Below are 19,543 nucleotides of genomic sequence, written 5' to 3'. Positions count from 1 at the left end.
GCAGAGTGACAAAGGGCCTTGGGAGGCCCTTTTTGCATTTCAGGGATTGGTGTTCATGGTCTTTTTCACACGCTTGATCGTTTTGCTGGCAGCGTTGTTGCTCAACGGTTGCGAGCAACCGGACGCGCCGCCGCTCGATCAGCAACTCTATGTCTGGCAACGGCAATGGACGCCGGCGCATGACGCCGCGCTGCGCGACAGCCGCACCGATTTCTCGACCTTGCGCGTGCTGGCCTTGCAGGCATTTCCACAGTCTGGCTGGAGCCGGGCGCGGATCGATCCGGCGCTGCTCAAGCGTGATGGCCGACCGCTGATTGCGGTGGTTCGTCTGGATGGCCAGCTCAATGGGCTGGACCGGGACGAGGTCACGGCGCAGATCCAGCAGGTGCTCAGCGATTGGCAAGGGCAGGGGCTGATCCTTTCCGGCGTGGAAATCGACCACGATGCGGGCAACGCCCGGTTACCGGCCTACCGCGAATTCCTCACCCATTTGCGTGGCGTTCTGCCGGCGTCCTTGCCGCTGAGCATCACGGCGTTGCCGGCCTGGCTCGACAGTTCTGAATTGCCGGCGTTGCTGGCAACAGTCGACAGCAGCGTGTTGCAGGTGCACGCGGTGAGCGATCCGCGGCGTGGGCTGTTCGACCCGGATCAGGCACGGCAGTGGGCCAGGGCCTGGAGTCGCAACACATCGAAACCGTTTTATCTGGCGCTGCCGGCTTATGGCGTGGCGCTGTTGCCAGGAGCCGGTGGCGCGCCGGTCGTGGAAAGCGAAGTGCCCATCGAGCAAGGCGGCGAACGTCGGGAGTTGCTGGCAGACCCGCAGCAACTGAGCAAGCTCGGCGCCGAGTTGCGCGCCGATCCACCGGCCCGTCTGGCCGGGCTGATCTGGTTTCGCCTGCCCCTGGCCAATGATCGCAGGGCCTGGAGCCTGACCACGCTAATCGCTGTGGCGCGTGGCGATACGCTCGACAGTCGTGTGGGCCTGAAGCTCTCGGCGCAGGACGGCCTCTATGACATCAGCCTCAGCAACCAAGGCAACCTCGACAGTGCCTGGCCCGAACGCCTGACGCTGGCGGTGCAGGGCTGCGAGGGCGCCGATGCGCTGGCCGGTTATGCGTTGCAACAGCGCCCGGATCTGCTTACCTTCACCCGCCTGCGTGACGGTCGAATCCCGGCCGGCGGGCAGCGCGCCATCGGTTGGGCTCGCTGCGCACACATTGATCAAGGAGGTTCGAATGTTTACCCGTAACTGGCCCCGCCATGTGCTTTGCCTGAGCCTCAGCCTGCCATTGGGTTCGGCGCTGGCCTGCGGGCCGGACTTTCCCATGCGCCTGCTGGACAACCGTGGCCAGTCGCTGGCGGAACTGCCGGAAGGCAACTTCAACCTTGAGATCAACCGTCTGGGGCATGCCATCGAGGGACTGAAAAATGTCACCGCCGCCACCAACATTCCGGGGGACGGTTATGGCGATGCGCCCGATTACACTCGTCAGCGCGACACCGCCGAACAGGCCGGTCTGACGCCTGAGCAGCAAGCGCTGGTGAAACAACTGCGCAGCCTGACCGATGCCCGTCAGGTTGAAGAGCAAGGCGCGAATCTGCCACCCGAGCACAGGCTCTATCTGGCTGGCGCCGTGGCGTTCAGCGCCGGTGACCATGGCCTGGCCGCCGACTACTTCCAGAAAGTGCTGGCGCTGCCGGCGGAACAACGCCCGTTGCGTAGCACCTGGGCGGCGTACTCGTTAGGCCGGGCGCTGTTTGCCATGAGTTCAGAGGCAGGCGCGACCCCTGACCTGTTGGCTCAGTCCCGCAAGGCCTTCGAGCAGACCCGTCAACTGAGCATCGACGGCTTCAGCGACCCGTTGGAACTGGGTGTCGCCAGCCTCGGCGAAGAAGCGCGAGTGGCCCGCACTGCGGGTGACTGGGACAACGCCATCCAACTCTACGCCACGCAGAACCTTCACGGCTCGGCGGTGGGCTACACCTCGCTGAAGCTGTTGATGGCCGATCTGGCCGCTATGCCTGACGAGCAACTGGCCGGGTTGCTCAAGGGCAAAGCGGTGCAGCAACTGGTGACGGCGTCGTTGATCAGCCGGCTGGGTTGGTCATTCGGTGATCAACCGCCGAACGAACAGAAACTGATCAAACTGCTGCAAAGCAGCACCCGTGGCAGTCTGGATAATGCCGATCGCCTGGCGGCGATGAATTATCAACAGGGCGATTACGCCAGCGCCAAAGCCTTCCTCGAACAGGCTGGTGACGGTGGCCTTGCGTGGTGGTTGCGGGCGAAGCTGGCGGTGCGTGATGGCGACAAAAACGCTGCGGCGGCGGCCTATGCCAAAGCCGCCCAGGCCTTCCCGCAGAACGAATCCTGGGGCGAGCGGCGCACGCCCGACTGGGATTACGAAACACTCCAGCCCAAGTGCCGGGTCGAGGGTGAAAGCGCGATTCTGGCCCTGCAACGCGGGGATTACCTGCAGGCCTTCGATCAGCTCTATCGCAGCCAGGGTATCTACTGGTTCGACGCGGCCACCGTGGCCGAGCGGGTGCTGACCCTCGATGAACTCAAGCAGTACGTCGACACCCAGGTGCCGGCACCGCCACCGCTCAGCCAGCAGGATCGCGACAATTATGTGCCGTTGCCGGTGGCCGCGAGCCTGCGCAATCTGCTCGGGCGGCGTTTATTGCGTGAAGAGCGTTACGATGAGGCTCCGGCTTACTTCGACAACGCGGATTTGCAGGCCAAGGCCAAATGGTATGGGCAATTGCGCAAGGAGGCCGAATCCAAATGGTGGCCGACCTCCAAGGCATTCGCTTATTACTACGCCGCGACGCTGGCTCGCTACGATGGGATGGAGCTGTTGGGCTACGAGATGTCCCCGGATTATGTGACCTTCGGTGGCAATTACAGCCTGGAAGCTCCGGAGCTCAAGGTCGGACCGCTGATGACCGAGGGCGAAGTGCAGCGTCAGCAAGCTACGGTGGCGCAACCTGATGAGCGTTTCCATTACCGTTATGTCGCCACGGCTCTGGCGAGTAAGGCCGCCGATCATCTGCCCCACAGCAGTCAGGCGTTTGCTTCGGTGCTATGCAAGGCCTCAGGGTGGGGCACCAACCTGCAAGAGCAAAGCGCGTTCTATCGTCGTTATGTCGAGGAGGGGCCCTATGTGGTCTGGGCCGGTGATTTCGGTCATCAATGCCAGGAGCCGGACTTCCAGAATGCCGACAAGCGCTATGTGACCCAGGTCACCGACGCTATGCGGTCCACGCTGCGACCCTACAAAAAAACATTGCAGATCGGCGCCGTGTTGGCCGTTACGGCAGCGGCGCTGTTGTTGATCAGTCGCCGCCGTCGGAAAGCGCGATAACGCTCAAGCTTGTTGAACAAAGGTCAGCCGCACAGCAAAACCAATCAACAGGCTGCCAAACAACCACTGCTGTACCCGCTGGGCCGATGGACTGCGTTGCAGCCAACGGCCCAACGCAGCGCCGACCAGCGCGTAGGCGCTGTCGAACAGCAAGCCGACGCCGACCAGCATCATGCCGAGGGTCGCAAATTGTGCGAGCACCGGTCCGGCTTGAGGGTTGATGAACTGCGGCAGCAGCACCGAGCAAAACAGCAGCGCCTTGGGGTTGAGCAGGTTAGTCAGCAAACCGCGCTGGATCGCCTCCGGCCACCGTGGTTTAGCAGTCGTTGCGTCTGCACCGTTCAAGCTCGGCAGCATCGTGGTGCGCAGGCACTGAATGCCGATCCAGAGCAGGTACGCGGCGCCGGCCAGGCGCACCACGTCGAAAGTCCAGGGCGCAGTCCTGAACAGCGTCGCCAAACCCAATGCCGCCAATGCCACATGACAACCGCGCGCCACGCCCAGCCCCAATGCCGTGGCCAGCGCCGCGCCTTTGCCCTGACGAGCGCCGGTCTGCAACAGCAGAATCATGTCCGGGCCCGGCAACAGGTAGACCACTGTCAATGCCATGAAAAACAGCCAGAGTTCTGTCATGTTGCCCCCATTCGTTGTCGATTTGGTGGGTTCAGTCTACGGCCGAGGGGCAGGGCAGGTGGTTGCGTAGTCAGCTTCTAAAGCTTCGATATTTGGCATAACCTGCCAGTTTGTGACGATCGAACCATCAGGATCTGCCAAAACATGAAACTGGACGCCTACGACCGCAAAATTCTCACGGCGCTGCAACGGGACGGACGCCTGAGTAACGTACAACTGGCCGATGAGATCGGCTTGTCGGCCTCGCCCTGTTTGCGCCGGGTCCGGATGCTGGAAGAGGCCGGTGTGATTCGTGGCTATCAGGCCAACCTCGATCGAGATGAAGTGGGCCTTGGGCTGACGGTGTTTGTCGGGGTCAAGGTCGAACGGCATAACGATGAACAAGCCGAAGCGTTCCGCCTGGCCGTGACGGCATTGCCTGAGGTGATTTCGGCGTTTCTGGTGTCCGGGGAATCGGATTTTCTGCTGCAAGTGGTGGTACCGGACTTGCGCGCCTATGACCGTTTCCTCACCGGGCGATTGCTGAAATTGCCTGGCGTGAGCGATATCCGCAGCAATTTTGCAATTCACACGGTGAAGACGCCGGGAGCGTTGCCGTTGGGGCATTTGCCTGACTGAAAAAGCGAAAAGATCGCAGCGCCCCGTAGGAGCTGCCGAAGGCTGCGATCTTTTGATCTTTTGACCTACATTTGCGTCGCCATCCCCTCCACGTTCATCGCCGCCTGGCGCAAGGCCTCGGAGCGGGTCGGGTGTGGATGGCAGGTCAGGGCGATGTCTTCGGCCGAGGCGCTGAACTCCATGGCCACGCAATATTCGCCAATCATTTCGCTGACGCTCGGGCCCACAAGGTGCACACCGAGGACTTCGTCGGTGCGCTCATCGGCCAGTACCTTGGCGAAGCCTTCGGTTTCGTGGTTGATCTTCGCCCGGCTGTTGGCGGTGAAGGGGAATTTGCCGACCTTGTAGGCGCGACCTTCGGCCTTCAGCTGTTCTTCGGTCTTGCCGACGCTGGCCAGCTCCGGTTTGGTGTAGATCACGCTGGGGATCAGGTCGTAATTGACCTCGCCAGCTTTGCCGACGATTTGCTCGATGCAGGCCATGGCTTCGTCTTCGGCCTTGTGGGCGAGCATCGGCCCTGAGGTGACGTCACCGATCACCCAGACCCCCGCAGCCTCAGTGCGGTGGCCCTTGTTGGCGAGCATGCCGCGTTTGTCGGTGGCGAGGCCGACGTTCTCCAGCCCCAGGCCCTGGGTGTAAGGACGGCGACCGATAGCCACCAGCACGTAGTCGGCTTCCAGCAGCTCGGCGGTGCCACCTGCGGCCGGTTCGACACTGAGTTGAACTCCGCTCGCCGAGGAGGTGGCGCTGGTGACTTTCGAACTCAACTTGAAGCGGATGCCTTGCTTGCTCAATGAGCGCTGAAGTGTTTTACCGGCTTCAGCATCCACTCCCGGGCAGATTCGGTCGAGAAATTCGACGACCGTCACCTGAGCACCCAGGCGCCGCCATACCGAACCCAGTTCCAGGCCGATCACTCCAGCGCCTATCACCACCAGGTGCTTCGGTACTTCAGCCAGCGACAGCGCGCCCGTGGAGTCGAGGATGCGTTGGTTGTCGATGTCCACGCCCGGCAGGGGAGTGGGTTCGGAACCGGTGGCGATGATGATGTCCTTGGCGCTCAGCTGGATCTTGCCACCCTGGTTGTCGGTCACTGTGACGCTGCCCGGCCCGTCGATGTGGCCCCACCCCTTGATCCAGTCGACCTTGTTTTTGCGAAACAGAAACTCGATACCCTTGGTCAACCCTGTGACGCTTTCATCCTTCTGTTTCATCATCTGAGCCAGGTTGAGCACAGGTTTAACCTCGATCCCGAGGTTGGCGAATTCCGCCCCCATGGCCGCGTCGTAGAGCTCGGAGGCATGCAGCAATGCCTTGGACGGCATGCAGCCGACGTTCAGGCAGGTCCCGCCGAGGGTGGCGCGGCCTTCCACGCATGCCGCTTTCAAGCCCAACTGCCCGGCGCGGATCGCTGCGTTGTAACCGCCGGGGCCGGCGCCCAGAATCACGACGTCATAGGTGCTCATGGTGCAACTCCTGGATTGAGAGGGACGGGATCGATAAAAAGTAGTCTTCAATAAAAAATTACGAACGTAATATGTGCGTTTCTCTCCATTTCGGTCAAGGCTTCAGCTTGGCGACAGGTTCAGCGCTTTTAGATAGAACGATTCAGGACGAAAATTTCACCATTTTCGTTATATCGTAACGAATTGTGATGTGAGCAATGGCTGGGGTGGTATGCAAGTCGATCTCGATGGCGATGGAGCACAGATAGCAGGGCTGCCGCGCTTTCAGCAGGCGGTCGTTCAAGGACGTCGATTGCGCCAATGGGCAATCGGTTTGGGTGCCTTGGCGGCCGCAGGGCTGGTGCTGGCGTTTTTTGTCGGGCTGTTTGCACCGCAATCGCTCTGGCCCGCGTTGCTGGTCAATCAGAGTGCCGGTTTGCTGGTGTTGGTCGCCGGTCTGCAGTCGGCCTGGTGGGTAACGCAGTGGCGTGCACGAGCGATGAATCCGGCCGAGTTGGTGCCGGTGGCTATCACTGAAGAAGTCGTTGTCGCCGAAGGTTGGTACGAGCGGTTGCTGGACGGCATCAGTCAGCGTTGGCTGCGCTTGCTGGGGCAGATCGGTGCACCGACGCTCTGGCTTGGCGGCTGGGCGTTGTTGAGTTTGTACAGCATCGAGCAGGTCTGGAACCTCGCTTTGCCACCCGCTGCGTTGGGATTATCGGCCAGTGTTGGCGCGGCGTTGTCGTTGCTGCTGGCGTTCGGTTTGCTGGTACTGGAGCGGCAACTGGCGCAGGAAAATGTCGCCCAATGGCCTGAAGCCGGGTCGTTGGCGCAGCTGACGCGGGTCGCGATTATTGGCCTGGTGCTCAGCGCCTTGTGTCTGTTGTTCGGCAGCGAAACAGCCGTCTGGCCGGTGCGTCTGGCGGTGCTGATCGGCTTGTTGCCGGGGCTGGTCGCCATCGAGTTGTTGCTGCGCGCCGTGTTGTCACTGTTCAGCCCCCGTCGTGAACAGCTTGAACCGACCTTGCTGGCGCGAAGCTTCGTCGCCGATATGTTGCGCTGGCCGCCACAGCCCCTGCTCGCATTGCAGCACGAGTTGCACAATCGCTTCGGTATCGACCTGCGACAAATCTGGGCCTTCACCTACATGCGCCGGGCGTTTTTGCCGGTGCTGGCGGTGGTGGCAATCGTCGGTTGGTCGCTCACCGGCATTCATGAAATACCGCTGCAGGGGCGGGGTATCTACGAACGTTTCGGCAAACCGGTGGAAGTGTTTGGGCCCGGTTTGCACGCCGGTTTGCCGTGGCCGCTGGGTCGCGTGCTGAGCGTCGAGAACGGCGTAGTCCATGAATTGGCCACCAGCGTGGGCGAAGCATCGGCCCCGGTCGCGGCCGAACCTGCCGAAGGCCCGGCACCGGCCATTGCCAATCGCTTGTGGGACGCCAGCCATGTGAATGACAAATCCCAGGTGATTGCCAGCAGCCGTGCCGACAAGCAGAGCTTTCAGATCGTCAATATGGACGTGCGCTTCGTCTATCGCATCGGTCTGAGCGATCAAGCGGCTCTGGCCGCGACGTACAACAGCGCCGACGTGCCGACGCTGATTCGCAGCACCGCCAGCCGGATTCTGGTTCATGACTTCGCCTCAAGAACCCTCGACGGTTTGCTCGGCGAAGACAGGGTAGGGCTCTCTGAAGAAATCGGCCGCGCCGTGCAAGCGGATCTGCGAAAACTCGACAGCGGCGTGGAAATTCTCGCCACGGTGGTCGAGGCCATTCATCCGCCAGCGGGGGCTGCCAATGCTTATCACGGCGTTCAAGCAGCGCAGATTGGCGCCCAGGCATTGATCTCCCGCGAGCGCGGTGCCGCAGCGGAGGCGACCAACCAGGCGCAATTGCAGGCCAGCATCGCTCGCGATCAAGCCACGGCCAGTGCCCATGAAATCAACTCAAGCGCTCAGGCCGCCGACCTGAAATTTGCCGCTGAGCGAAAGGCATATTCCAGTGCCGGCCAAGCCTTCGTGCTGGAGCAATACCTCAGCCAACTGACCCAGGGTTTGGCTAACGCCAAGCTGCTGGTTCTCGATCACCGTCTGGGTGGCAGCAGCAATGCGCCGACCATCGACCTACGTACATTCACGCTGCCGGCTGACCCTGCGCCGTCGCGTAATACCGCTCAGCCAGGAGCCGCCCATTGAGCCAGTCGACGCCTACTCACGATCATCACGACCACGATGACCACGCCGGCCACGATCACGGCCATGGCGGGCATCACCACGGTCATCATCACCATCACCACCACGGTGATCCGCACGAAGCTGGCCCTTTTCCGTGGCGGCGAATGGGCTGGGCGGCGCTGCTGGTGGCCTTTGCCATTGCGGCGGCGAGCCTGGTGCAAGTGCGCTCGGGGGAGGCCACGGTGATTACGCGCTTTGGCAATCCATCGCGGGTGTTGCTGGAGCCGGGTCTTGGCTGGCGTTGGCCGGCGCCGTTTGAGGCGGCGATCCCGGTGGATCTGCGGCTGCGCACCACCTCCAGCGGTTTGCAGGATGTGGGCACGCGCGACGGTCTGCGCATCATCGTGCAAGCCTACGTGGCCTGGCAGGTACAGGGCGACCCTGACAACGTGCAGCGTTTTATGCGCGCTGTACAGAATCAACCCGATGAAGCCGCGCGGCAGATTCGTACCTTTGTCGGCTCGGCGCTGGAAACCACGGCCAGCAGTTTCGACCTGGCCAACCTGGTGAACACCGACGCCAACCAGGTGCACATCGCCGACTTCGAAGCGCAGCTGCGTCAGCAGATCGATCAGCAGTTGCTCACCACCTATGGCGTGCGAGTGCTGCAAGTCGGTATCGAGCGCTTGACTCTGCCATCGGTGACACTCACCGCGACGGTCGATCGTATGCGCGCCGAGCGTGAAACAATCGCCACTGAGCGCACAGCCATTGGCAAACGCGAAGCTGCACAAATCCGCTCCGCAGCCGAGCGTGATGCGCGAATCGTACAAGCCGATGCGACGGTAAAGGCCGCAGACATCGAAGCCCAATCCCGCGTCGAAGCCGCGCAGATTTACGGCCGGGCCTACGCAGGCTCACCGCAGCTCTACAATTTGCTGCGTTCGCTCGACACCTTGGGCACCATCGTCGCACCGGGCACCAAACTGATTTTGCGCACCGATGCGGCGCCGTTCCGGGTGTTGGTTGACGGCCCACCGACGCTCGATAACAAGTCCGGGTCGCAGCCATGAGTTTGGTTCCACGTGGAACAAATGAATTGAGCAGCCCCTGGATTCAGGCCGGGCGCTTGGCTTTTCTCGCGCTTTACGCCGTGACCGTGCTGGCTGCTTTGGCGTGGGCATTTTCCAATGTGCGGCCGATCGACCCGCAGAATCGTGCCGTGGTGCTGCACTTCGGTGCACTGGATCGCATTCAGAACTCCGGTTTGCTGTTGGCGTGGCCGCGACCGTTTGAGCAGGTGGTTTTGTTGCCGGCAGCGGACCGGGTGATCGAGCGACGGGTGGAAAATCTGCTGCGCACCGATGCTGCGTTGCAGGCCGACCGGGTGGCGAGCTTCGCCACACCCATCAGCGATGCGCTCGCCGGCTCCGGTTATCTGCTGACCGGTGACGCGGGCGTGGTGCAGCTGGATGTGCGGGTGTTCTACAAAGTCACTGAGCCCTATGCCTTCGTTCTTCAGGGTGAGCATGTGTTGCCGGCCCTGGATCGACTGGTGACGCGCAGTGCCGTGGCACTCACCGCGGCGCGAGACCTGGACACCATTCTGGTGGCTCGACCGGAACTGATCGGTGCCGACAATCAGGCTGCCGAACGTCGCGAACGTCTACGCGGAGATCTGGTGCGGGGCATCAATCAACGCTTGGCCGAATTGACGGCGACCGGGCAGGGCTTGGGTATTGAAGTGGCGCGGGTCGATGTGCAATCGAGTCTGCCCGGCCCGGCGGTGAGCGCGTTCAACGCCGTGTTAACTGCCAGTCAGCAAGCTGACAAGGCCGTGGCCAATGCGCGCACGGAAGCGGAGAAGCTGACTCAGTCCGCCAATGAACAAGCCGACCGCACGCTGCAAGTGGCTCACGCCCAGGCCAGCGAACGCCTGGCCAAAGCCTCCACCGACACCGCCACAGTATTAAGCCTGGCCAAGGCGCAACAGCAGGGCACCGACCCGCAAATGCTGCTGCGTATTTACCGTGAGCGGATGCCGAAGATTCTCGGTCAGGCTGGTTCGGTGACGACGGTCGATCCGAAAGACGATTCCCGCCTGATCATTCAGGGAGCTGCACAATGACTGCCCAAACCGCCGCCGCGCCGAGCATGTTGTCCTCGGCTGAACAACGTAGCGCCGCGCGCCAGTTGACCCTGGCCATGCTTGCGCTGGGCTTGCTTGCGCTCGGCCTGATCTGGCGCTGGTCGTTGCCGGAGCAGACCGGGGTCAGCCAATTGCTGCTGGGTTTTGCTTCGTTGCTGGTGGCCGTGCCGGTCATGCGTTCGGCGTGGTACAGCCTGCGTTATCCGAGCCTGCACGGGATCACCGATCAGTTGATTGCCCTGGCCATGCTCGGCGCTTGGGCCACTGGCGATCTGCTTACTGCGGCACTGCTGCCGATCATCATGATCTTCGGCCATGTGCTGGAAGAGCGCAGCGTGATTGGCTCCCAGGAAGCGATTCATGCTCTCGGCAAACTGACGCGCAGCCATGCGCGCAAGATTCAGGCTGACGGCTCTATCGTCGAAGTCGATAACGGCACACTCAAGGCCGGCGACCTGGTGGAGGTGCGTGCGGGTGATCGCGTGCCGGCCGATGGTCGGGTGTTGTCCGGTCAGGCGAGCCTCGACACTGCATCGATCACCGGTGAGTCGGTGCCCATAGAGGCCGTTGTGGGCATGCCAGTGTTCGGCGGAGCGATCAACCTTGATGGCTTGTTGCGCATTGAAGTGACCCGCACCGGTCACGAGTCGACACTGGGTAAAGTCATCGCGCTGATGCAAAACGCCGAACGCTCCAAGCCGCCGATCACCCGTTTGCTCGAACGCTACGCTGGCAGCTACATGGTGCTGGTGTTGCTGCTGGCCGCCGTGACCTGGTTCGTCACCAACGATGCCCAGGCGATGCTTGCGGTGTTGGTGGCGGCCTGTCCTTGCGCGCTGGTGTTGTCGGCACCGGCCACGGCGATTGCCGGGGTGGCGGTCGCTGCTCGGCACGGGATTCTGATTCGCAGCTCGGCGTTCCTCGAAGAATTGGCTGACCTGACGTCGTTGGTGGTCGACAAGACCGGAACCCTGACGTTCGGCACCTTGCGCCTGCAATCGATCGACAGTCCGCTGAAAGATCGCAGTCACGTACTGAAACTCGCCGCCAGCCTTGGTTCTGCCAGCAGCCACCCAGTCAGCCGCGCGTTGGCCGGGTTGGTCACTCAGGAACATTTTCTGCTGCTCTCTGACATTCGCGAGCGTCAGGGGCTGGGTGTCGTGGCGATGACGGAGCAGGGCGAAGCGGCCCTCGGTCGTCCGGAGCTGTTCGCGCAATTGGGCATCGTCACCTCAGCTGTTCCCGGCCACGATGGCCCGATTGCGGGGCTGGCACTCAACGGTGAATTTCTCGCTTGGCTGTTGCTCGCCGACAGCGTCAAACCCGAGGCGCGGTTTGCCCTGAGCGAGTTGCGTGAACTGGGCCTGGGTCGTCAGTTGTTGTTGACCGGGGATCGACAAAGCGTGGCTCATACGCTGGCCCGGGATGTGGGCATCAGCGATGTCGAAGCCCAGGCCTTGCCCGAGGACAAACTCAATCGCGTGTTGAAAGAAATCGACAGCGGTTTCCGGCCGATGGTGGTGGGAGACGGCATCAACGATTCCCTGGCGCTGAAGGCCGGTGTGGTCGGCGTGGCCATGGGCGCGGGCGGCGCGGACATCGCGCTGGCCTCGGCCGATATCGTACTGATCGGCAGCGACCTGCGCCGGCTCGGAACCTGTGTGCGCCTGAGTCGCCAATGCCGGCAGACTTTACAGGTGAACGTAATCATCGGTCTGGGCTGGACCCTGGCGATTGTCGCCTTTGCCGCATTCGGCTGGCTGGGCGCGGCCGGGGCGATGATTGCCGCGCTGTTGCACAACTTGAGTACGTTATTGGTGCTCGGTAATGCCGGGCGTTTGCTACGCTTTCAGGAACCCCTACTCAAGCTTAAGGATGAGGTGTGAGCGACTACTCAACTTTTCAGAACTGTGTGCCGGGTTTGTAGTCTTTTAGGTTAGAGGCGGGTCATTACAAGGTTCGCCGGTTGGCTGGGCTTTACCGTTGGTGGCAACACCGGGAATAGAAAAAGGCTATTAATTCGATAGCCTGCTATTTTTCAAGGATGGTCTACCCTCAGATTTGACGTCTGAAACAAGGGGGACTTTTCATGCTCGCGCAACTTCCACCGGCCTTACAGAATTTGCAGTTACCGCTTCGCTTGCGACTCTGGGACGGCCATGAGTTCAACCTGGGGCCGACGCCCAGCGTCACCATTGTGGTCAAGGACCCGCACATGGTTACCCAGTTCACCCATCCGAGCCTGGACGCGCTGGGGGCGGCGTTCGTCGAAGGCAAACTGGAGCTGGAAGGCTCCATCAGCGACGTGATTCGTGTCTGCGATGAATGGAGTCAGGCGCTGATCAGCGAAGACGACGATGCGCAACCGGTGCGCCTGGTTCACGACAAGGAAACCGACGCCAAAGCCATCTCCTACCACTACGACCTTTCCAACGAGTTCTATCAGCTGTGGCTCGACAGCGACATGGCGTATTCCTGCGCCTACTTCGAGACCGGCAGTGAAACCCTTGAGCAGGCTCAACAAGCCAAGTTTCGCCACCTGTGCCGCAAGTTGCGCTTGCAGCCAGGGGAGTATCTGCTGGATGTCGGTTGCGGCTGGGGCGGGTTGGCGCGGTATGCCGCGCGGGAGTTCGGCGCGAAGGTGTTCGGGATCACGCTCAGCCAAGCGCAATTGGATTTGGCTCGTGAGCGGGTGAAAGCCGAAGGCCTGGAAGACCAGATCGAACTGCAACTGCTCGACTACCGCGATCTGCCTCAGGACGGGCGTTTCGACAAGGTGGTCAGCGTCGGCATGTTCGAACACGTCGGCCACGCCAACCTGGCCGAATACTGCAAAACCTTGTTCGGCGCGGTGAAAGAGGGCGGTCTGGTGATGAACCACGGGATTACCGCCAAACACACCGACGGTCGTCCGGTCGGGCGCGGCGCTGGTGAGTTCATCGAGAAGTATGTGTTTCCCAACGGCGAGCTGCCGCACCTGTCGATGATCTCCGCCGAGATCAGCGAAGCGGGGCTGGAGATTGTCGACGTCGAGAGCCTGCGCCTGCATTACGCGCGGACCCTGGACCACTGGAGCGAACGCCTGGAAGACAATCTGGAAGCCGCCGCCAAACTGGTGCCGGAGCAGGCGCTACGGATCTGGCGGTTGTACCTGGCGGGGTGCGCCTATGCGTTCGCCAGGGGCTGGATCAACCTGCATCAAATCCTCGCGGTGAAAGCCCATCCCGATGGCAGCCATGAACTGCCGTGGACCCGCGACGACATCTACAACTAGAGAATCGGCGAAATAAGCCGGGCGATCCGCATGCCGACCTGTTGCAGGCGGTGGGTCTCCCGGCTTTCTTCTTTGGCGATTTCGTGAGCCTGGGCGAAGTCGTTGTTGAGCATCTGCGCCACTTCGGCGGCAAACCCGCTGTCGACCGTCAGCAGCATCACTTCGAAATTCAGCCGGAACGAACGGTTGTCCATGTTGGCACTGCCGATGGCGCTGATCTCGTCGTCGATCAGCACCACTTTCTGATGCAGGAAGCCGGGCTGATAACGGAACACGCGCACCCCGGCGCGTACGGCTTCGAAGGCATAAAGGCTGGAAGCGGCGTAGACGATCCGGTGATCCGGCCGCGACGGCAACAGGATCCGTACATCCACACCGCGCAGCACCGCCAGTCGCAACGCGGCGAACACTGCTTCGTCGGGGATGAAGTAAGGGCTGGTGATCCACACGCGTTCCGTCGCCGCATGGATGGCTTCGACGAAGAATAGCGAACAGGTTTCGTAGGAATCCGCCGGGCCGCTGGCCAGTAATTGGCAGAGCACGCCGTCACCTGGATAAACGTCTGGCAGGATCAGCGGGGGCAGCGAGCGGGCTGCCCAGAACCAGTCTTCGGCGAAGGACTCCTGCATGCAGGCCACCACCGGCCCGCGAACTTGCACGTGGGTATCGCGCCAGGGCGCCAGGGGTGGTTTTTCGCCCATGTACTCGTCGCCGACATTGAGCCCGCCGACAAAGCCGACAAGCCCGTCGACGACTACGATCTTGCGGTGGTTGCGGAAATTCACCTGAAAGCGGTTGAGCCAGCCGCTGCGGGTGGCGAAGGCTTTGACCTCGATACCGGCATCTCGCAACGGTTGCACATACTCGTGGGGCAGGGAGTGGCTGCCGATGCGGTCGTAGAGCAAGTAAATCGCCACGCCCTCGGCGGCTTTCTTCGTCAGCAGGGTGTGCAGGCGTTGGCCGAGGCGGTCATCGTGGATAATGAAAAACTGGATAAGCACCGCTTTACGGGCGTTGCTGATGGCGTCGAAAATTGCATCGAACGTGGCTTGGCCGTCGATCAACAAGCGCACATCGTTGTTTGCCAGGCATGGCATGCGCCCCAGCTTCGGCATGGCCCGCAAAGACGCGTAAGCGCTGGAGGCACGCGCAGCCAGTGCCTCTTCTACCCAGGGGCGCCAGTTCAGTTCGGAGATGGCCTTGCGCATTTCCTCGTTGGCTTGCCGTCGGGCCTTGATGTAACCATCGAAGGTGCTGCGGCCGAAGACCAGATACGGGATCAGCGTGAGGTAGGGAATGAACAGCAGTGACAGGGCCCAGGCGATCGAGCCCTGAGCGGTCCGAACGGTCAACACGGCATGGATGGCGGCGATCGAGCCCAGTGTGTGCAACAGTGCGATCAGATAACCGAATACATGCGGTCCGAAATAATCCATGGGGCAGTCTTGCTCCTTGAAGATTCAATGCTTAACAGACCATGTTCCGGGCAGAATGTCGCTATTTAATTGGCCCATGAACCGAAGCCCGTGGCCGACGTCTAACGGCCACTAATGATCAGGAGTTACTCGATGAACGTTCGTCTGCTGGGTTTGGCCATGGCATTTGGTTTGGCACTTCCTGTGGCCGCTCAGGCACAGATGCTGCAACCGGGCTTGTGGGAATTGACCTCAAGCAACATGAAGGTCGATGACCAGAACATGCCCGATCTGCAATTGATCCTCGGCCAGCTACAAAACCAGATGACCCCCCAACAGCGGGCGATGCTGGAGAAACAAGGTATCACCATGGGCGGCAAAGGGATTCGGGCGTGCCTGACACCTGAGCAGGTGAAGAGCGACAACATTCCGCTGACGGACCCGCAATCGGGCTGCAAGCAGGAAATCACCGAGCGTACCGGTAACCAGTGGAAATTTCGTTTCAGCTGTCCGAAAGCCCAGGGCAGCGGAGTGGCCACTTTTATGAGTGATCGTGAGTTCACCACCAAGGTCAACGGCACCTTCAACGCCACCGGCATTCAGCAGAAGGGTAGCCTCGATACCCGCGCTGTGTGGTTGGGTCAGGATTGCGGCACAGTGAAGCCAAGGGCCTAAAAGCTTTGCGGGTAGGCTCGTTCCCACCAGGTCATTTGTGATCCCTGTGGGAGCGGGCTTGCCCGCGAAGGCGTCCGCTCAGGCACCACCAGTCTTGGGCGGGTTCAACAAATCACACACCGCCTCAATCCCTTTCTCCCCGAAATCCTCCCCGCTGCCACTGCGCATGCTGACAAACCCACCGTCCTTTTCCTTCTCTCCGACTACCAACAGGTATGGCACTTTCTGGCTGTGCTGGCGAATCTTGCGGCTGATTTTCTCGTGACGCAGATCCGAGTTGGCGCGCAGTCCGTGCCGGCGCAGCGCTTCGGTCACCGAGTGCGCATAATCGCTCTGACGCTCATCGATATTCACAACCACGACCTGGGGTGGCGCTCGCAAGGTGTCCAGTTCCTGTTGGCTGGACCAACAGGTGCCATAGATTCGTTGCTGCAACGTGCCGCTGATGTGGTCCAGTGCGAAGGCCTGCAACACTTTGGTGGTGGGAACATGCGGGCCTGCCGCGAAACCCTCGAAGTCCCCCAGACGATACAGCGATAGCCTTTCGGTTGGCGTTTGCTCCTGCCGGCGGATCGAATGGTTGGTCGCCGCCAATTCACGCATACGCGCTTCGATCACTGGCAGAGCGGCCAGGGTTAACGATCGCTGGAAAGCAAACTCATAAAAGAAGCCGTCACCCAACGCCGATCCGGCCCGCAACTGCGTATTCGGATGCAGCTGTTTTACGGCCATGGCCAGCATCAGCGCACAGGAACGCCGAAGGATCTCCAGACCGTCGGGCTCTTGGGACGTGACGATGCTGACCCGCGCATCGCACTCGATCAGAAATCCGCAGTCCACCAGCACGCCGTCCACCCGACCCGCGAGCGCTGCATTAGCCAGGCCGAGGCTGATACTCGCGGCAACCTCAAACACGGACAGCGGTTGGTCATACTCACGCAATGAACCATCAGGCAGGGTGATGTGGATCATGATCGGTGTTCTCGAATGTTTTCGATAACGTGCGTCAGCGCATAAACCGTAGCGGTAAGCCCTGACAGTTATCATTAAGACGTTTGTCGTGCCACGCAATTTGTCCCGACACGACCGTGGTGCTGACGCTGTGGCGAAAGCGATGCCGGGCGAATGGCGTCCAGCCACATTGCGAAAGGATCGGTTGCCGGGAAACGGCCACGCCATCGGGCTCGTGTTTGATCAACACCAGGTCAGCCCAATACCCTTCGCGCAGGTAGCCGCGGTCGGGAATGGCAAACAGATCGGCGACCCGGTGACTGGTTTTGGCCACAAGGGTGGTGATCGGCAGGATCTCATCAGCCACCAGTTCCAACAGTGCGGGCAGGGCGTGTTGCACCAACGGCAAACCGGACGGCGCCTGGCTGTAGGGGCGCTGTTTTTCGGCCCAGGTGTGAGGCGCGTGATCGCTGCCGATCACGTCCAGCCGATTACTCAACAGCGCTTTGCGCAAGGCATCGCGGTCGGCCTGGGTCTTGATCGCCGGGTTGCACTTGATCAGGTTGCCGAGGCTCGGGTAGTCGCGGTCGTCGAATAGCAAGTGATGCAGGCAAACCTCGGCAGTGATGCGTTTCTGTGCCAGCGGCTTGTCTTCGAACAGTGCCAGCTCACGGGCGGTGGTCAGGTGCAAAACGTGCAGACGGGTGCCGTGACGTCTGGCTAGATCGACGGCCATTGAGGAAGATCGAAAGCACGCTTCGGCATTGCGGATAAGCGGGTGAGCGGCGGGCGGAAGGTGCTCGCCGAACAGCTCTCGCAGGTTCGCCGCGTTGGCTTCAATGCTGGGCGTGTGTTCGCAGTGGGCCAATAAAAGGGTCGGCACCTCGGCGAATAACCGCTCAAGAATTCGCGGATCGTCCACCAGCATATTGCCCGTGGAGGCGCCCATGAACACTTTGACCCCGGCCACTTCGCAAGGATTGAGTGCGGCGACGGTATCGAGATTGTCGTTGCTCACGCCGAAATGAAAACCGTAATTGGCCACTGAGTGAGTTGCCGCTCGACGTTTCTTGTCTGCCAGCGCGGCGAGGGTCAGGGTGGCCGGCGAGGTGTTGGGCATGTCCATGAAGCTGGTGATGCCGCCGGCCACCGCAGCTCGAGATTCAGTATGGAAGCTGCCCTTGTCCGGTGCCCCTGGATCACGGAAATGCACCTGGTCATCGATCATGCCTGGCAGCAGCCATTGGCCGTTTGCGTCGATTTCCACGGCGGCTTTTTCGCCTTCGATGCTGCTGGCGATCTTGACGATGCGACCGTGGCTTACCAGAAGATCACCGTCGAATTCCCGACCTTCGTTCACCAGTCGGGCGTTGCGGATCAGCACGCTGCTCATGGTCAGAACTCGTTCTGCAGGGCTTTGTAGCCGCGCACCAAATCGACGTTGGTGCGCGCTACGTCTTCGGAAAACTCCGAGGCGCTGACGCTGACGGGTGGGAACTGCGACAGGTCGGTGTTGGGGCCGATGCGTGTGGTGGAGGGCACGTAGAAGGCGTCAGGCAAGTCACGACCATCAACTACCGAGTTGTGCCGCACCACGCAACCGTCGCCCACCGCGCAGTTGAACAGCACGCTGTTGAAACCGATGAACACGCGATTGCCGACACTGCAGGGGCCATGGACGATGGAGCGGTGGGCGATGGAGCTGAACTCGCCGATGGTCACCGCCGCGCCGGACTTGGAGTGGATCACCACGCCGTCCTGGATGTTCGAATTGGCGCCGATGGTGATTGCTTCCATCTCGCCCGAGTCGTCCACTTCATCGGCGCGAATCACTGCGTAGGGGCCGACGAAGACGTTCTCGCCGATCACCACTTTGCCGCAGATGATTGCGGTTTTATCCACGTACGCCGACTCCGCAATCAACGGCAGATCACCTGAAGGATTCTTGCGGATCATGGCTTGCTCAGTGCCTCGTACAAGGTGTTGAGGTTGTATTCGAACAGCCCGGTGAAGGTGCTGGCTGGGCCAGTTGCAGCGAGGGCATCGGAGTACAACGTGCCACCGATGTGCGCGCCGCTTTCATCAGCGATTTGCTTGAGCAGGCGCGTGTCCTTGATGTTTTCCATGAACACCGCTTTGACCTTGGCCTGACGGATCTGTGTGATCAGCGCAGCGACTTCGGCGGCCGAAGGTTCGCGTTCGGTGGACAGACCTTGCGGCGCCATGAAGTTGATGCCGTAAGCCTGACCGAGATAGCCGAAGGCATCATGGGAGGTGACGATTTTGCGATTACCCGGCGGCAGCGAACCGAGCTTGGCTTTAGCCTCGGCGAGCAAGGCGTAGATCTTTTTCAGATAGGCCTGGCTGTTGTGTTCGTAGTCGGTTTTGTTTGCAGGGTCGGCGGCGATCAGCGCTTTGGTGATGTTGCTGATGTACAACTCGGTGTTCGCCAGGTTGTGCCAGGCGTGCGGGTCGGGAATGGTTTCGCCGTCTTCATCCAGCGAGCGCGGAATGACACCGTGGCTGGCGCTGATGACCGGGGCTTTGGTTTCGGTGCTGGTCACCAGGCGGTCCAGCCATGGCTCGAAACCCAGCCCGTTCTTGATGATCAGTCTGGTGTTGAGCAATGCCTTTGCATCGTCCGGCGTCGGTTCGTAGGTGTGGGCATCGGCGTCCGGACCGACCATGTTGGTGATCTGAATATGGTCGCCGCCGACCTGATGGGTCATGTCGGCGAGGATGCTGAAGCTGGTGACCACCTGGAGTTTTTCCGCGGCAGACAGCGACATCGACAGCATCAGACTGAACAGCACGAGTAAAGCGCGCATCGGGTTACACC

The 19,543-nt window shown here is 61.1% G+C and carries 16 protein-coding genes; 9 read left to right on the top strand and 7 right to left on the bottom strand.

The window, feature by feature from the left end; genetic code table 11:
- The first annotated feature begins 55 nt into the window (after positions 1 to 55).
- Positions 56 to 1,249: a DUF3142 domain-containing protein gene (locus JUI81_RS11020; RefSeq protein ID WP_204124255.1), complete on the top strand. Its 1,194-nt coding sequence runs from the start codon at positions 56 to 58 to the stop codon at positions 1,247 to 1,249.
- Positions 1,236 to 3,368 (top strand): hypothetical protein, encoded by a 2,133-nt coding sequence (locus JUI81_RS11015; protein WP_204124254.1) that lies wholly within the window; start codon positions 1,236 to 1,238, stop codon positions 3,366 to 3,368. The genes JUI81_RS11020 and JUI81_RS11015 overlap by 14 nt, the downstream gene beginning before the upstream one ends.
- 3 nt (positions 3,369 to 3,371) lie before the next feature.
- Here JUI81_RS11015 and JUI81_RS11010 read toward each other — a convergent pair whose 3' ends face one another.
- Positions 3,372 to 4,001, bottom strand: a complete 630-nt coding sequence (locus tag JUI81_RS11010; RefSeq protein ID WP_019651261.1) for a LysE family translocator — start codon at positions 3,999 to 4,001, stop codon at positions 3,372 to 3,374.
- A 144-nt stretch (positions 4,002 to 4,145) separates the two neighbouring features.
- On the opposite strand from JUI81_RS11010, the gene JUI81_RS11005 reads away from it, so the two are divergent.
- Positions 4,146 to 4,619: an Lrp/AsnC family transcriptional regulator gene (locus JUI81_RS11005; RefSeq protein ID WP_019580354.1), complete on the top strand. Its 474-nt coding sequence runs from the start codon at positions 4,146 to 4,148 to the stop codon at positions 4,617 to 4,619.
- A 65-nt stretch (positions 4,620 to 4,684) separates the two neighbouring features.
- Here the strand turns inward: JUI81_RS11005 and lpdA are convergent, their stop codons facing one another.
- Complete coding sequence (lpdA, locus tag JUI81_RS11000) at positions 4,685 to 6,085, bottom strand: dihydrolipoyl dehydrogenase (protein ID WP_204124253.1); 1,401 nt, start codon at positions 6,083 to 6,085, stop codon at positions 4,685 to 4,687.
- A gap of 211 nt (positions 6,086 to 6,296) precedes the next feature.
- Here lpdA and hflK (JUI81_RS10995) point away from each other — a divergent pair, with 211 nt between their 5' ends.
- From hflK (JUI81_RS10995) to cfaB, 5 genes are all read left to right on the top strand, one after another.
- On the top strand, positions 6,297 to 8,261 hold the full coding sequence (gene hflK / locus JUI81_RS10995) for a protease modulator HflK (protein ID WP_204124252.1): 1,965 nt from the start codon (positions 6,297 to 6,299) through the stop codon (positions 8,259 to 8,261).
- Positions 8,258 to 9,313: a protease modulator HflC gene (hflC, locus tag JUI81_RS10990; RefSeq protein WP_026331807.1), complete on the top strand. Its 1,056-nt coding sequence runs from the start codon at positions 8,258 to 8,260 to the stop codon at positions 9,311 to 9,313. The genes hflK (JUI81_RS10995) and hflC overlap by 4 nt, the downstream gene beginning before the upstream one ends.
- A complete protein-coding gene (gene hflK / locus JUI81_RS10985; protein WP_204124251.1) occupies positions 9,310 to 10,368 on the top strand; it encodes a protease modulator HflK in 1,059 nt (352 codons plus the stop codon). The genes hflC and hflK (JUI81_RS10985) overlap by 4 nt, the downstream gene beginning before the upstream one ends.
- Positions 10,365 to 12,275: a cation-translocating P-type ATPase gene (locus tag JUI81_RS10980; protein WP_204124250.1), complete on the top strand. Its 1,911-nt coding sequence runs from the start codon at positions 10,365 to 10,367 to the stop codon at positions 12,273 to 12,275. The genes hflK (JUI81_RS10985) and JUI81_RS10980 overlap by 4 nt, the downstream gene beginning before the upstream one ends.
- Before the next feature lie 203 nt (positions 12,276 to 12,478).
- The gene (gene cfaB / locus JUI81_RS10975; RefSeq protein WP_019580358.1) at positions 12,479 to 13,663 is read left to right on the top strand and encodes a C17 cyclopropane fatty acid synthase CfaB; all 1,185 of its coding nucleotides are present in this window, start codon (positions 12,479 to 12,481) and stop codon (positions 13,661 to 13,663) included.
- On the opposite strand, the gene cls is transcribed toward cfaB, so the two are convergent.
- Positions 13,660 to 15,099, bottom strand: coding sequence for a cardiolipin synthase (gene cls / locus JUI81_RS10970; protein WP_204124249.1), 1,440 nt, complete (start codon positions 15,097 to 15,099; stop codon positions 13,660 to 13,662). The genes cfaB and cls overlap by 4 nt on opposite strands.
- A gap of 132 nt (positions 15,100 to 15,231) precedes the next feature.
- Between cls and JUI81_RS10965 the strand changes: the two genes are divergently transcribed.
- On the top strand, positions 15,232 to 15,753 hold the full coding sequence (locus JUI81_RS10965) for a DUF3617 domain-containing protein (RefSeq protein ID WP_019580360.1): 522 nt from the start codon (positions 15,232 to 15,234) through the stop codon (positions 15,751 to 15,753).
- 78 nt (positions 15,754 to 15,831) lie between these two features.
- Here JUI81_RS10965 and JUI81_RS10960 read toward each other — a convergent pair whose 3' ends face one another.
- The 4 genes from JUI81_RS10960 to JUI81_RS10945 are packed head-to-tail and all read right to left on the bottom strand — an operon-like array spanning position 15,832 to position 19,532.
- Positions 15,832 to 16,725: a His/Gly/Thr/Pro-type tRNA ligase C-terminal domain-containing protein gene (locus JUI81_RS10960; RefSeq protein ID WP_204124248.1), complete on the bottom strand. Its 894-nt coding sequence runs from the start codon at positions 16,723 to 16,725 to the stop codon at positions 15,832 to 15,834.
- Positions 16,726 to 16,759: 34 nt separating this feature from the next.
- A complete protein-coding gene (locus tag JUI81_RS10955) occupies positions 16,760 to 18,097 on the bottom strand; it encodes a dihydroorotase (protein ID WP_204124247.1) in 1,338 nt (445 codons plus the stop codon).
- A gap of 2 nt (positions 18,098 to 18,099) precedes the next feature.
- A complete protein-coding gene (locus tag JUI81_RS10950; RefSeq protein ID WP_019580363.1) occupies positions 18,100 to 18,660 on the bottom strand; it encodes a DapH/DapD/GlmU-related protein in 561 nt (186 codons plus the stop codon).
- Entirely contained in the window at positions 18,657 to 19,532 is an 876-nt protein-coding gene (locus tag JUI81_RS10945; protein WP_019580364.1) for a metal ABC transporter substrate-binding protein, read from the bottom strand. Before JUI81_RS10945 ends, JUI81_RS10950 begins: the two co-directional genes overlap by 4 nt.
- Between the last annotated feature and the right edge of the window lie 11 nt (positions 19,533 to 19,543).

The sequence above is a fragment of the Pseudomonas sp. 008 genome (assembly GCF_016861935.1).
GTDB lineage: Bacteria > Pseudomonadota > Gammaproteobacteria > Pseudomonadales > Pseudomonadaceae > Aquipseudomonas.
This window is presented reverse-complemented; position numbering and strand designations above follow the sequence as displayed.